This window comes from Actinomadura sp. 6N118 (assembly GCF_044326415.1).
In the GTDB taxonomy this organism is placed as follows: Bacteria; Actinomycetota; Actinomycetes; order Streptosporangiales; family Streptosporangiaceae; genus Spirillospora.
The window spans coordinates 48,950-62,396 of sequence record NZ_JBIRAZ010000001.1 but is presented as its reverse complement, the minus strand read 5'-3'; the positions used below and the strand labels follow the sequence as shown (position 1 = coordinate 62,396).

Below are 13,447 nucleotides of genomic sequence, written 5' to 3'. Positions count from 1 at the left end.
TAAATCGAAGCGCTTCGATTGAAGGTCGAAAAAGATCTGCGCGAAGGTCTCCTCGTCAGTTCGCGGGCGCGGTGTCGGCGCGTTCAGCGCCGGCGCGTTCAGTGCCGACGTGCGCGGTGCCGGCGCGTTCGGTATCGGCGTGCGCACTGCCGACGTGTGCGGTACTGGCTCGTGCGGTCAACCGCGGCGGCAGGAGTGTGGCCGGCGGCACCTCCGCGCCGTCGAGCTTGGCCATGAGCAGCTCCACCGACCGGCGCCCCACCTCCTCGGCGGGGATGGCGACCGAGCTCAGCGGCAGCTCGGCGTGCTCGGCGAGATCGTCCGGGCAGATCGCGACCACGGACAGGTCGCCGGGCACGCGCCGTCCCGCGTCCTGGAACGCCTTGACGAGCGGGGCCAGGACCGACTCGTTGTGGATCACCACCGCGGTCAGCTCCGGCTGCTCGGCGAGCAGCCGGTCCACCAGCGCGCGGGCCGCCTCGCTGGTGGCCTCGCACGGGTGCACGGTGCCCGCGACGCCGTGCCGCTCCGCCGCCGCCAGGAACCCCTCGGCGGTGCGCTGTGCGTAACCGGTCTCCCGTTCGTACACCTCCGGCGGCGAGCCGATCAGGCCGACCGCGCGGTGCCCCAGGCCGGCCAGATGCTCCAGGCACGCCTCCCCGGCCGCCCGGAAATCCAGGTCGATGCAGGTCAGGCCCTCGGTTTCGGCAGGGAAGCCGATGAGTACGGAGGGCCGGTCCAGCGAGCGCAGCATGGGCAGGCGCTCGTCGTGCAACTGCACGTCCATCACTATCACCGCGTCCACCAGGGCGCTGTCGGCCACACGGCGCACGCCCTCCTCGCCCTCCTCCTGGGTGAGGAGCAGCACGTCGTGGTCGTGCCGCCGCGCGGTGGTGACGACCGAGACGGCGAACTGCATGATGACGGGCACGTGGATGCCGGTGCGCAGCGGGATCACCAGCGCGAGCACGTTGGACCGGCTGCTCGCCAGCGCGCGGGCCCCCGCGTGCGGCCGGTAGCCGAGCTCCCGGATGCTGTCCCGCACCCGGCGGACCGTCTCCGCGGAGATCGAGCGCTTGCCGCTCAGCACATAGGAGACCGTGCTCGGCGATACTCCGGCATGGCGCGCCACGTCAGTGATCTTGACCACGGACCGTCCCTATTTGAAGCGTTTCGATTACGTGAATGATAAGTGTGTCACATCGCGGACACAATGCCGTTCAGCCAGAACATCCGGGCCATCTTGCCGGTAATTCCTTCAGGCCGGAACGCTTTGCGATCGCGGGCTCACCGAGCACGATAGCGAGCGCCGCGGCGGTCAGCACGGCGCCCGCGAGAGCCGTCGACCGGGCACCCGCGACCGGCAGCAGGAGACCGCCGAGGAGCGCTCCGCCGCCGATGCCGAGGTTGAATCCGGCCGAGGTGCCCGCCGAGGCGACATCGGTACTGCCCGGTGCCGTCTCCAGGACCCGTGCCTGCATGGCAGTGGCCAGCGCGGGCAGGCCCAACCCGAGCAGCACGAGGGCCCCTGCCGCCATCACCGGTGTCGTGCCCGCCACGTACAACATCGCGAGCGCCGCCGTCAGCAGCGCGGCGGCGACCCCGAGCATCGCCCGCGGCCCCCGGTCGACCAGCGCTCCCGCGCAGGCCAGCCCGATGATGTCCGCCACCCCGTTCACCAGCAGGAGAACGCTGATCGCGTGTTCCGGCACGCCGCTCACCTCGGTGAGGAAGGCGGTGATGTAGGTGAAGAACGTGAACGTGCCGGCCACCGTGAGCACCGTCACCGCGACCAGGAGCAGATAGCGGCGGCGGTCCGGAGCAGTGGCGGTGTCGGCATGGCTCTCCCCCGGCGGCGTGGCGGGCAGCAACGCGGCGGTGGCGGCCAGGGCCAGCGTGCCGAGCACGCTCAGCACCGCGAACGACCACCGCCAGCCCACCTGCTGCCCCAGCCAGGTCCCGGCCGGGACGCCGAGCACCACCGCCAGCGATCCCCCGGTGAAGACGAACGCCGCAGCCCTCCCCCGGATCTCCGGGGCCAGCAACCCGGCGGCCACCACCACGGCCACCGGCCAGAACACCGCGTGCGCGAGCGCCGTCGTGATCCGGGCCGCGAGCAGCACCCAGTAGGAGTTCGCGACGGCTGTCACCGCGGTCGCCGCGACGAAGACCGCCAGCACGACAAGCATGAGCCGCCGCCGGTCGACCCGGCCCACCACCAGGGTGAGCGGCACCGACACCACCGCGACCATCAGCCCGTAGCCGGTCACCAGCATCCCCACCGCGGTCTGCGAAGTCTGCAAGTCCGCAGCGACGAGTTGCAGCAGGCCGATCGGGAGGGTCTCGGTGGAGCCGTAGCAGAAGGCCGCGACCGCCAGAGCGCCGACGGCCGCCGCGCCGGAGAGATTCCGCCTCCCCGACCTAAGGCCCGCGCCCTTCCCGTCCACGCCCTTCCCGCGCACGCCCTTCCCGCCCACGGCCTTCCGGCTCATTGGCTTCTGGCTCCCCGGCTTCGGACACATCCGGGCCCGCCCGTGGTGATCAGGTCCCGATACCAGAACGCGCTGTCCTTCCACGTGCGCGTGCCCGTCGCGTAGTCGACGTGGATGATGCCGAACCGCCTGGAGTACCCGTAGGACCATTCGAAGTTGTCCATCAGCGACCAGGCGAAGTAGCCCCGCAGGTCCACCCCGGCGTCGAGCGCCCGCTCGGCCGCCGCGACGTGATCGCGCAGGTAGGCGACGCGCCGCTCGTCCCGCACCCGGCCGTCGTCGTCCACCGTGTCGTCGAACGCCGCGCCGTTCTCGGTGACCATCAAGGGCAGCCCGGGATAGTCGCGGTGCAGCCGGAGCAACATCTCGTCCAGGCCGGTCGCGTCGACGACCCAGCCCATCGCGGTGTGCTCCCCCTCCTGCGGCAGGAACGCGACGTCCTCGCAGCCGACGAACGGCGTTGCCTCGCTGACCGCGTGCCCGTCGGCCCCCGGCTCAGCTGAGGAGGGTCCCAGCGAGACCAGGGTCGGCTGGTAGTAGTTCACGCCAAGGACGTCGATCAAGGGGGCGCAGGTCTCCGCGTCCCCATCACGGACGAACGACCAGTCGGTGATCGACGCGGTGTCCTCCAGCAGGTCGGCGGGGTAGCCGGTGCCCAGCATCGGGCCGAGGAAGACCCGGTTGGCCACCGCGTCCACCCGGCGCACGGCCTCCGGCTCGCCCCGCAGGTGGTGCAGGTTGAGCGTGACCGAGTGCCGCGCGTCCGGCGACACGACGCCGCGCAGCGCGCGCACCGCCAGCCCGTGCGCGAGGTTGAGGTGGTGGGCGGCGGCGAGCGCGGCGGCCGCGTCGGTGCGGCCAGGGGCGTGCACCCCGGACGCGTAGCCGAGGAACGCCGAGCACCACGGCTCGTTCAGCGTCGTCCACATTTGCACGCGATCGCCGAGTTCGCCCCCGATCCGTTCGGCGTACTCGGCGAAGCGGAACGCGGTGTCGCGCACCGGCCACCCGCCTGCGTCCTCCAGGTCCTGCGGCAGGTCCCAGTGGTAGAGGGTGGCGACCGGCGCGATGCCGTGCTCCAGGAGCCCGTCGACGAGCCGCGAATAGAAGTCGACGCCCTTGCGGTTGAGCGGCCCATGCGTGCCCTCGGGCAACACCCTCGACCATGAGATCGAGAATCGGTACGCGTCCAGCCCCAGTTCGGCCATCGCCGCGAGGTCCTCGCGCCACCGCCGGTAGTGGTCGGCCGCCACGTCGCCGGTGTCGCCGTCCAGGACCCTGCCGGGAGTATGGCTGAACGTGTCCCAGATCGACGGCGCGCGCCCGTCCTCGTTCGCCGCGCCCTCGATCTGGTACGAGGCGGTCGCCGCGCCCCACAAAAAGCCTTCCGGGAACACCATCAGCCCTCCTCGGCCAGGGTGATCTCGACCGAGCCGCCGGTCGCGCGGATCATGGTGCCCTGCTCATGCGCCTCGGCGTCCCCGCCCGACACCCCGGACACCGAGCGGACGCCGACCAGCAGAACGTTCCAATCAGCCGTGTCCTCACCCGTGCCCGCCGCCGTGCCCTCGCCCGTGCCCGCCGTGACGCGGACAGCCGCACCGCTCCGGGAAGTGGTGAACGACGCGGCGGTGGTCCCGTCCGTGGCGGGGATCTCGGTCGTCACGGCGGCGCCGTCGGCCAGCTCGTACACCCGCAGCGTCACGCCCTCGGCGTGGTCGTAGTCGGGCCGGTCCGCGACGGCTCCCTCGGGGATCACCGCGCCGGGCCGGACGAGCAGCGGCACACTCTCGAAGCCGTGCCGCTCCCTCACCCACCGGCCGCCGCGCACCCGCTCGCCGGTCAGGTAGTGCGTCCAGACGCCGTCGGGCACGTAGTACGAAACCTCCCCGCTCTCGTCCAGAACCGGGGCCACAAGCAGGTCGTCGCCGAGCATGTACTGCCGTTCCAGATGGGTGCAGGCCGGGTCGCCCGGGAACTCGAGCACCATCGCGCGCATCATGGGCGTCCCGCCTTCGTACGCCTGCCGCGCGGCGCCGACCAGGTAGGGCATGAGCCGCATCTTGAGCCTGGTGAACGTCCGCAGCACGTCCACCGACTCCTCGTCGAACGCCCACGGCACGCGGTAGGAGTGGCTGCCGTGCAGGCGGCTGTGCGAGGACAACATGCCGAAGGCGATCCACCGCTTGAAGAGCGCCGGGTCGGGCGTCCCCTCAAAACCGCCGATGTCATGGCTCCAGTAGCCGAAGCCCGACAGCCCCAGCGACAGCCCTCCGCGCAGGCTCTCCCCCATCGCCTCGAACGTCGACTCGCAGTCGCCGCCCCAGTGCACCGGAAAGCGCTGGGACCCGACCGTGGCGGAGCGGGCGAAGACGACGGCGTCGCCCTCACCCCGCCGCTTGCGCAGCAGCTCGAAGACAGCCTGGTTGTAGAGGTACGTGTAGTAGTTGTGCGCGCGCTCCGGGTCGGAGCCGTCGTAGTAGACGACATCGGTCGGGATGCGTTCGCCGAAGTCCGTCTTGAAACTGTCGACACCCATGTCGAGCAGCGCGTCCAACTTGGCCACGTACCACTCGCGCGCTTCGGGGTTGGTGAAGTCGACCACCGCGCATCCCGGCTGCCACTTGTCCCACTGCCACACGTCGCCGTTCGGCCGCTTCAGCAGGTAGCCGCGGGCCTTGCCCTCGGCGAACAACGGCGAGCGCTGCCCGATGTACGGATTGATCCACAGGCAGATCCGCAGGCCGCGGTCCTTCAGCCGGCGCAGCATCCCGGGCGGGTCGGGGAACACCCGCGGATCCCACTCGAAGTCACACCAGTTGTACTCGCGCATCCAGAAGCAGTCGAAGTGGAAGACGCTCAGCGGAAGGTCGCGTTCGGCCATCCCGTCGATGAACGACGAGACCGTCTCCTCGTCATACGACGTGGTGAACGAGGTCGACAACCACAGCCCGTACGACCAGTCCGGCAGGCGCGCCGGGCGGCCCGTCAGCGCGGTGTACTTGCGCAGGATCTCCTTGGGTGTCGGCCCGTAGATGAAGAAGTACCGGAGTGACTGCCCCTCGACGCTGAACTGCGTGCGGGTCACCACCTCGGAGGCCACCTCGAACGACACCCGCCCCGGATGGTCGACGAACACGCCGTACCCGCCGTCGGTGAGGAAGAACGGGACGTTCTTGTAGGCCTGGTCGCTGTTGGTGCCGCCGTCGGCGTTCCAGGCGTCCACGACCTGCCCGTTCTTGACCAGCGGTCCGAACCGCTCGCCCAGCCCGTACACGTGGTGGTCCACGCCGAGGTCGAGCTGCTCGCGCACGTAGTGGCGGGCTGTGCCGTCAACGGGGTCGGTGTCGATGACGGCCATCCCCTTGAACCCGCTGCCGGTGAGCCGGCGCCCCTCGGCCAGGAAGTCGACCCGCCAGTCCTCGCCGCGGTTGACCCGGACGGACAGCGCGCCCGAGGTCAGTGTCACCGCGTCGTCGTCCAGCTCGGCGGTCGCCCCGCTCGCGCCGTCGGCGAGGAGTTCGAACTCCGGCCGGAGCTGCCGCTCACCCGCGAAGTGCGTGATGGTGACGCCGATGACGTCGGGCATGGGAGACGCGCACGAGACCGTGACGACCGGGCCCTTGAGCAGGTCGCCGCGGTGGCGGATCCGCTCGGCCGGCGCGTGCACGGTGAACGAGCCGGGCCCGGTCACGCAGTCGAACGCCTCGGCCGGGTACACGGCGTGCACGCCCTCGCGCATCATCCAGTAGCCGTCGCTGAACTTCATTTACTTGATCGCTCCCGCAGTGAGTCCGCGCGCCAGGGTGCGCTGGAAGATCAGGAAGAAGACGACGGTCGGAATGAGCCCGAGCAGCGACGCCGCGCTCGACATCGTGGCGTCCATCATCCGCTGCCCCTGGAGCACGCCCAGTGCCACCGAGACCGTCTGGTTGTCCTGCGAGACCAGGAAGACCAGGGGGATGAGGAACTCGTTCCACGTCCAGATGAAGAAGAACACCATCAGCACCGCCAGCGTCGGCCGCACGCTCGGCACGACGATGCGCCACAGGATCTGCCAGCGGCTCGCACCGTCGATGCGCGCGGCCTCCAGGAGGGGCTTCGGGAACGTGCCGAGCACCGAGGACAGCAGATAGGTGCCGAAGGCGCTCTGGATGACCGTGAAGACGATGATCACAGCGATCCGGGTGTCGTACAGGTCGACCTGCTTGGCCAGGTAGTACAGGGGGTAGACCAGCGCCTCCTGCGGCAGCGTGTTGGCCAGCAGCAGCAGCGCGAGCACCCACATGCGGCCCTTCACCCGGCCGATGCCGAGGGCGTAGGCGTTGAACACCGACAGCAGCACCGCGAGGATCGCGACCGACCCGCTGATCAGCGCGCTGTTGAGCAGGACCTGGCCGAAGCCGACCCGTTCCCAGAAATCGGTGATGCTGTCGAAGTGGAGGCCGCCGGGCGGTGCCAGCGGCCCGCTCTCGGTGTACTCCTCGGGCGTCTTCAGGGCGTTGAAGACGACCACCACGAACGGGATCAGCATGATCCCGGCCAGCGCCGCCAGCCCGACCAGGACCGCGTAGGCCGATGGTCCGCGGCGCCGCCGCCGGCGCGGGCGCGCGGCCCGTTCCGAGGTTCGCTTGGCGGTGATCGCGGTCACCGTTCCTCCTCCAGATCACGGCCCTGGAAGCGCAGGAACACCACCGTGAGCGCGACGATGATCAGGGTCAGCACGGTGGCGATCGCCGAGCCGTAACCGACGTCGGTCTTGTCGAAGAAGTTCGTGTACGAGTAGTACGACGGAACGTTGGTCGCCCCGCCCGGGCCGCCCTTGGTGAGGACGTAGATCGGCCCGAACACCTTCAGGGCGGCGATGGTGGTCCACAGCAGCACCACGAAGATCTCCGGCCGGATCTGCGGCACCGTCACGTGCCAGAAGCGCCGCGCCCAGGAGGCTCCGTCGATCTCGGCGGCCTCGTAGAGCGAGGGCTCGACCCGCTGCAGCCCCGACATGAAGACCACCAGCGGGAAGCCGACCTGGATCCAGACCAGGACCCCCATCACGCTGTAGAGCGCGGTGTTCGGGTCGCCGAGCCAGTCATGGGCCAGGGATCCCAGGCCCACCGCTTTCAGCAGCTCGTTGACAGCGCCGTTTTCGGGGGCCAGCAGCCAGCTCCAGACGATGCCGCCGATGACGATCGGCAACACCTGCGGCATGTAGATGCAGGCCCGCAGCACGCTGGCCACGCGCGAGCCGAAGTGACGGTCGATCAGATCGGTCAGCAGGGCGGCCAGCACGAGCCCGAGGGCGGTCGGGATGATCGCCATGCCGACGATGATCAGGGCGTTGTGCCGGAACGAGGCCCAGAACTCGCCGTCCTTGAACAGCTCCGAGTAGTTGTCCAGGCCGATCCACTTGGGCGTGCCGACGCCCTGCCACTCGGTGAGGCTCGTGTAGATGTTCATCAGGAACGGCACCCCGATGACACCGGTGAAGAGCAGCAGCCCGGGGATCAGGTACGGCAGGTAGGCCAGCCGTTCCCGCCGTCCCCGACCCGTCCGGGCTGCTGCCTTCGTCGTCACAGTGGTCACTTGGGAAGACCGCTGTCGTAGGTCTGCTGCAGCGTGCCCAGCACCTTGTCGGGCGTGGCGCTGCCGTTCATGAGCTTCTGCGTCTCCGACACCCACTTGTCGTAGAAGCCGGTGACCGGCCAGTCGGAGTAGTACGCCAGCCCGTCGTTGTTCGCGAGGGTGGTGAAGCCCTCGATCAGCTTCTTGGTCTTGGCGTCGGTGATCGCCGCAGGGTCGGCCGCGACCGGGATGCCGCCGGCGTTGCCGAGCGCGTTCTGGATGCCCTTCTTCATCGTGATGTCGATGAAGTCATAGGCGAGGTCCTTGTTCTTGGAACCCTTGGGGACGACCCAGAGGTTGCCGCCCGATCCGGGGCTCATCTTCGCCTCGGGCCAGTTGGAGGTGGACCAGGTGAACTTGGCGTCCTTCTGGACCCGGCCGAACCACCAGCTCCCCGAGAACATGATGGGGAACTTGCCGCTCATGAACGCGGTGCCGGCGTCCTCCACCTTGGTGCTGACGGAGTTCTTGGCGATGTAGCCCTTCTTCACCCAGTCGGCGAACGTGGTCGCCCCGTACGTCCAAGCGGGGTCCTTGAGGTTCGCCTTCGCGGTGTAGCGCTCGAAGCTGTCCACCCAGGGACGGTCGGCCTTGGTCAGCGCCAGCTGGTAGAGGTACTGGTGCGCCATGTACTCCGCGCCCGAGTTGGTCAGCGGGGTGACGCCCTTGGCGACGAACTTGTCCAGCGCGGACGTGAACTCCGCGTAGGTGGTGGGGACCTTGATGCCGTTCTTCTTGAACAGGTCCTCGTTGTAGTAGACGAGCAGGTATTCGGCGTAGTTGGGGATGCCGAACCACTTGTCGCCGCCCATGGTGCCCTTGGCGTCGTACTTGGACGTCACCGCCACGTTGGGGCTCAGCAGCTTGTCCCAGCCGCGCTTGGTCACCTCGGAGGAGATGTCGGTGAGCAGGCCCTGCTTGGACAGGAGCCCGGCGGTGGCGTTGCCCTTGTTGTACTCCAGCACGTCGGGTGCGTCCTTGGAGTTGAGGACCATGGGCGCCGTCTTCTGGATCTGCTCGAAGCCCTTCTCCTCGAACTTCACCTTCACGCCCGGGTGGGTGGCCTCGAACTCCTTGATGGCCTGTGCCCAGGCCACGCCCATGGCGCTGTCGGGGGCCTCGTAGTGCCAGAGCCGCAGCTCCTTGCCGCCCGAACCGCTGTCGTCGTCGCCTCCGCCACAGGCGGTCAGCGCCATCGCCCCCGCGGTGAGCACCGCGAGCAGGGCTGTGCCCTTACCTCTGAACATGGGGATTCCTCTGCAACATGGGACTTCCTTCTTGGGGTGGTCGTGTCCCCGGCGCCGCGCTCCCCGAACCCCCGGCAGGGATTGTCGAAGCGCTTCGATTGCCAGGATCGTAGACCGGGGGTGATCCAGCGCACAATAGGGAAGTGATGATCACCTGCGGAAACACCGTCCGACCAGCGCGGACTGAGTGGGAACGCTCCCATGGCATCGCCCGTCCACCACGGCAACCTTTTCGGAACCCCGGGGCGACTATCCGGCATGGCGAGCACTCATACTCTGGGCGGATCGTCCCTAGACGGCCAGGTCCCGGGTGAAAGATGGGACTTCGGCCCCGTTTCTGACGACACATCCGATGCTCGCTGTTACCCTCGTCCTCCGGTGCGGACCAGCACCCGAGGTAATCCCAGTGAAGGCAGTGACAGTGGGGCCGCAACAGAACGGGGAGCGCTCCCATTGAGGTCGCGGGACGAGGCCGACCGTGCGGAGTTCCACCGTTTCTTCAAACAGCACCACCGTGAACTGGCCCGGCTCGCCTACCTCATGCTCGGCGACCCCGACGCCGCCGACGATCTGGCCGCCGACGCGCTTGCGGCCGCCTGGCACCGGTGGGACCGCGTGCGAGACGCCGACCAGCCGCTCGCCTACGTACGGCGGATGGTCGTCAACCTCTCCAGCTCCCGGATCCGCACTCTGGTGCGTGAGCGCGACAAGTTCTCCCTCCTCGGCGCGTCGACCGACGAGCACACCTACGGCCCCGACGTCTCCGCCGTGGTCGATGTCCGGGCCGCGCTCCAGCGGCTGCCCGAGCGCAAGCGGGCCTGTGTCGTGCTGCGGCTGGCCTTCGACCTGTCAGAGCAGGAGACCGCCCGTGTTCTGGGCATTTCCGTGGGGACCGTGAAGAGCCAGACCTCGCGGGGAGTCGCCGAATTGGAGAAGCTGTTGCGGGGGCACGGCGACGCGGTCGAGGAAATCATCACCCGCGCCGCGCAGGGGGACGAGCAACCGAAGGAGGACACGTGATGCGGGGGCGCGACGGGGAGCACGAGCCCACGCCGGGGAACGGTCCCACGCCGGAGAACGAGCCCACGCCCGGGAGCTTCGACCGATGGCGGGACGTGCTGCGTTCTGAATCTGAACGGCACGATCCCAGCGAGGAGGTCATCTGGGCGCGCGTGGAGTCCGCCATGGCCCAACCGCACGGCGGCGGCATCCGGCGGCGCCGCAGGGTCGGCCTGCGGGTGGCCGCAGCGGCGGTCGCCACTGCGGCGGCGATCGGGTCCGCCGTCGCCATGCGGGTCACCGGTCCGGACGGGACCCCTGTCGTACCGGTGGCGGAAGGCACCGGCACGCCCCGGGCTGAACCGTCATCACCGGGTGCCGCCAAGCCCACGGATGGCGGCGGCGACCCGCGCCCCGGACCGGGCGGCACGGCCACCTCATCCTCGTCGTCACCTGCCTCCAGCCCCACTTCCAAGTCGACCCGCGCACCGGTCACGTCCGATGGCGCCGTGGCGGCCACGGCGTCGCTCGACCCGAACAGCTCGGCCTACTGGGCGCAGCACAACATCGTCCTGAACGTCCGGCAGCCGCTGGACCGGCTCGCCGTGACGATCCGGATCGCCCGGACCGGGAAGGTGTCCCCCACCGGCTCGTGGCTGACCCTCCCCGCCGGCGACTTCGAGATCTCCACTGAGAACGCCGGAGACGACGTCGTCTACCGGTGGACGCTGCGCGCGGGCCGGTCGGTGCCGGTGGGCACGCACACCCTGGCAGCCCAGTACAACCGGGGAGCCGGTCACGACCCCCGCAAGGACACCTTCACCGTGACCGCCACGGCGGGAGACAAGGAAGCGCGGCTCTCGGGTCATTTCTGATCGCTCGTCATTTCCGATCACCGGCCAGGGCGGCGTAGCGCTCGCCCATCAGCCGCAGACCGAGCGCGTCCGGGTGCAGCCCGTCGGGCAGGCGGCCGGCGTCGTCCTTGCCCAGCAGTTCACGCCCGTCCAGGTAGGCGAGGGAACGGTCACCCCGGGCCCGGCGCAGCGCCACTGCCTCCGCGAGCAGATCGCGGATCATCTGCAGGGTGAGATCGCCCTCGGCCTCGAAGACGCCGTCCGGGCGATCGGCACGGGTGTGGGCGGTGGTCTCCCGCTCCGGGCTGATGATCGGCGACACCACGGTGATCGGGATGTCCGGCCGGTGGTCGCGGAGCGTGGCGAGGAAGCCGTGCACGAGCGGGGCGAAGGTGCGTTCCCGCAAGGACGCCTTGTTGTGGATGTTGATGCCGACCTTGAGCGTGATGTGGTCGGCCGGAAGCTCCGCGATCATACGGGCCACCAGCGGATCCAGATGGCACTGCCCCGCGTACCCCAGGTTGGTGAGGTGGCGGCCGAGCAGCCGCGCCGCGACCGCGGGCCAGGTGCACGACGGCGTCGCCTCCAGCCCGTGCGTGATGCTGCTGCCATAGACGATCCAGCGGGGCCGCTCGTCTGGACCAGGTGGCTCGATGGCTCCGTCCAGACCGTGGACCGCGCCGATCCTGACTCCCGGCACGTGCGGCAGCCACAGCTCGATGTCCTTGGTGCCGTCCGGCAGCCCTTCGAACTCCAGGGACTCGCGTTCGAGGCCGCCCGCGTGCGTGGTGTACAGCTCGCCGTCCACCACCAGGTCGTACCAGACCATGAGCGTGGGATCGCAGTCCGGCGGCGGCACGGGCTCGACGTCCACGGCGAGGCGGGTGGCCGCCGTACGGAAGCACAGCCGCACGCCGCACGGGCCTGCCGCCATGCCGACCAGATCCGGATGGTGCAGGGCCAGGTCGTCGACCGGCAACCGCCACGGCCGCACGAATCCGTCACCCTGTTCGACAGTCAAAGAGCGGCGTTCGACGTCCACAGCGCCCTCGACGCGGACGATCCCGTCCGCCAGGACATGACCGGTCATGTGACCTCCCTCCGGAAAGCGCTTACCTCACGCTAGAGTTCGACCGGACCTGCGTCAACCAATGCTTTCAATCTCATTCAGACGGCAACCTTCCGCCCCCACCAGAACGACTAGGGCCACATAACCCCGGAACGAACGGAAGGAAACGCATGGCGACCAAACGAGCGGCGGGCCGGTGGATCGTGACCGCCCTCGCGGCCGGGCTGGCCCTCGCGACTGCGGGCTGCGGGGCCGACGCGCCCCGGCAGACGACCGCGACCAAGGCAGCCCAGGCGAAGGCGCCCGAGGCGAAGGTGGCCGCCACGCCGAAGGTGGCCGCCGCACCAAAGGTGGTCGCCGCGCCAAAGGTGGCGGCCGTGCCGAGATCGTGGCCGAAGGCGAAGGGGCCACGGCCCGTCGGTGCCACGATTCCGGTCAAGGGCACCTACAACGGCGGCCTCAAGCGCTTCTACGGCACTGGCAAGCTGGGCGGCGGCGGCCAGGACGAGGGCCAGGACCCCCTGTTCAAGCTCGCCAACGGCGCCGTGCTGAAGAACGTGATCATTGGCGCCCCGGCCGCGGACGGCGTGCACTGCCTGGGCACCTGCACCCTCCAGAACGTCTGGTGGGAGGACGTGGGCGAGGACGCGGCCAGCTTCAAGGGCAAGTCCGCCTCGGCCACCTACCTCGTCCGGGGCGGGGGCGCCCGCAAGGCCTCCGACAAGGTGTTCCAGTTCAACGGCGCAGGCAAGCTGACGGTCACCAAGTTCCAGGTGCAGAACTTCGGCAAGCTCGTCCGTTCCTGCGGCAACTGCTCCAAGCAGTACAAGCGCACCATCGTGCTCGACCAGATCACCGTGCGGGCGCCCGGCAAGGCCATCGTCGGCGTCAACACCAACTACGGCGACACCGCCACGCTGCGCGGCATCACCATCTACGGCGCCGCCAAGAAGAAGATCTCGATCTGCGACCGGTTCACCGGCAACAGCTCCGGCAAGGAGCCGAAGAAGACCGGCAGTGGTGCGGACGGCAAGCACTGCCGCTACTCCGCCTCGGCCATCACCTACAAGTGAGGCCTTGCTAGATCGATTAAAACGTGTCAAGAGCTCCCTGGCAGTGACCAGGGAGCTCTTGACGCGTGCTCTGGCTCACATCTAAGGTCCT

At 69.2% G+C, this 13,447-nt stretch carries 11 protein-coding genes; 3 read left to right on the top strand and 8 right to left on the bottom strand.

Annotation, left to right across the window (positions count from 1 at the left end; all coding sequences use genetic code 11):
- Positions 1-55: 55 nt before the first annotated feature.
- The 7 genes from ACH34W_RS00260 to ACH34W_RS00230 form a co-directional block, all read right to left on the bottom strand.
- The gene (locus ACH34W_RS00260; protein WP_395958573.1) at positions 56-1,150 is read right to left on the bottom strand and encodes a LacI family DNA-binding transcriptional regulator; all 1,095 of its coding nucleotides are present in this window, start codon (positions 1,148-1,150) and stop codon (positions 56-58) included.
- Between the two features lie 70 nt (positions 1,151-1,220).
- Entirely contained in the window at positions 1,221-2,492 is a 1,272-nt protein-coding gene (locus tag ACH34W_RS00255) for an MFS transporter (RefSeq protein ID WP_395958572.1), read from the bottom strand.
- Positions 2,489-3,892, bottom strand: coding sequence for a GH1 family beta-glucosidase (locus tag ACH34W_RS00250; RefSeq protein WP_395958571.1), 1,404 nt, complete (start codon positions 3,890-3,892; stop codon positions 2,489-2,491). The genes ACH34W_RS00255 and ACH34W_RS00250 overlap by 4 nt, the downstream gene beginning before the upstream one ends.
- A complete protein-coding gene (yicI, locus tag ACH34W_RS00245; protein WP_395958570.1) occupies positions 3,892-6,261 on the bottom strand; it encodes an alpha-xylosidase in 2,370 nt (789 codons plus the stop codon). Before yicI ends, ACH34W_RS00250 begins: the two co-directional genes overlap by 1 nt.
- The gene (locus tag ACH34W_RS00240; RefSeq protein WP_395958569.1) at positions 6,262-7,143 is read right to left on the bottom strand and encodes a carbohydrate ABC transporter permease; all 882 of its coding nucleotides are present in this window, start codon (positions 7,141-7,143) and stop codon (positions 6,262-6,264) included. It abuts the gene before it with no gap.
- Entirely contained in the window at positions 7,140-8,066 is a 927-nt protein-coding gene (locus ACH34W_RS00235; protein ID WP_395958568.1) for a carbohydrate ABC transporter permease, read from the bottom strand. Before ACH34W_RS00235 ends, ACH34W_RS00240 begins: the two co-directional genes overlap by 4 nt.
- Before the next feature lie 5 nt (positions 8,067-8,071).
- On the bottom strand, positions 8,072-9,361 hold the full coding sequence (locus tag ACH34W_RS00230) for an extracellular solute-binding protein (protein WP_395958567.1): 1,290 nt from the start codon (positions 9,359-9,361) through the stop codon (positions 8,072-8,074).
- 453 nt (positions 9,362-9,814) lie between these two features.
- Between ACH34W_RS00230 and ACH34W_RS00225 the strand changes: the two genes are divergently transcribed.
- Positions 9,815-10,381 (top strand): SigE family RNA polymerase sigma factor, encoded by a 567-nt coding sequence (locus ACH34W_RS00225; RefSeq protein ID WP_395958566.1) that lies wholly within the window; start codon positions 9,815-9,817, stop codon positions 10,379-10,381.
- The gene (locus tag ACH34W_RS00220) at positions 10,381-11,235 is read left to right on the top strand and encodes a hypothetical protein (RefSeq protein WP_395958565.1); all 855 of its coding nucleotides are present in this window, start codon (positions 10,381-10,383) and stop codon (positions 11,233-11,235) included. Before ACH34W_RS00225 ends, ACH34W_RS00220 begins: the two co-directional genes overlap by 1 nt.
- A gap of 7 nt (positions 11,236-11,242) precedes the next feature.
- Here the strand turns inward: ACH34W_RS00220 and ACH34W_RS00215 are convergent, their stop codons facing one another.
- Complete coding sequence (locus ACH34W_RS00215; protein ID WP_395958564.1) at positions 11,243-12,304, bottom strand: SGNH/GDSL hydrolase family protein; 1,062 nt, start codon at positions 12,302-12,304, stop codon at positions 11,243-11,245.
- Positions 12,305-12,453: 149 nt separating this feature from the next.
- Here ACH34W_RS00215 and ACH34W_RS00210 point away from each other — a divergent pair, with 149 nt between their 5' ends.
- Complete coding sequence (locus ACH34W_RS00210) at positions 12,454-13,356, top strand: pectate lyase (RefSeq protein WP_395958563.1); 903 nt, start codon at positions 12,454-12,456, stop codon at positions 13,354-13,356.
- The last annotated feature ends 91 nt before the right edge of the window (positions 13,357-13,447 follow it).

Bases quoted from the DNA above. Each gene is read 5' to 3' on its own strand.
- ACH34W_RS00255 (WP_395958572.1), bottom strand. From the start codon at position 2,492: ATGAGCCGGAAGGCCGTGGGCGGGAAGGGCGTGCGCGGGAAGGGCGTG.
- ACH34W_RS00250 (WP_395958571.1), bottom strand. From the start codon at position 3,892: ATGGTGTTCCCGGAAGGCTTTTTGTGGGGCGCGGCGACCGCCTCGTAC.
- yicI (WP_395958570.1), bottom strand. From the start codon at position 6,261: ATGAAGTTCAGCGACGGCTACTGGATGATGCGCGAGGGCGTGCACGCC.
- ACH34W_RS00230 (WP_395958567.1), bottom strand. From the start codon at position 9,361: ATGTTCAGAGGTAAGGGCACAGCCCTGCTCGCGGTGCTCACCGCGGGG.
- ACH34W_RS00220 (WP_395958565.1), top strand. From the start codon at position 10,381: ATGCGGGGGCGCGACGGGGAGCACGAGCCCACGCCGGGGAACGGTCCC.
- ACH34W_RS00215 (WP_395958564.1), bottom strand. From the start codon at position 12,304: ATGACCGGTCATGTCCTGGCGGACGGGATCGTCCGCGTCGAGGGCGCT.
- ACH34W_RS00210 (WP_395958563.1), top strand. From the start codon at position 12,454: ATGGCGACCAAACGAGCGGCGGGCCGGTGGATCGTGACCGCCCTCGCG.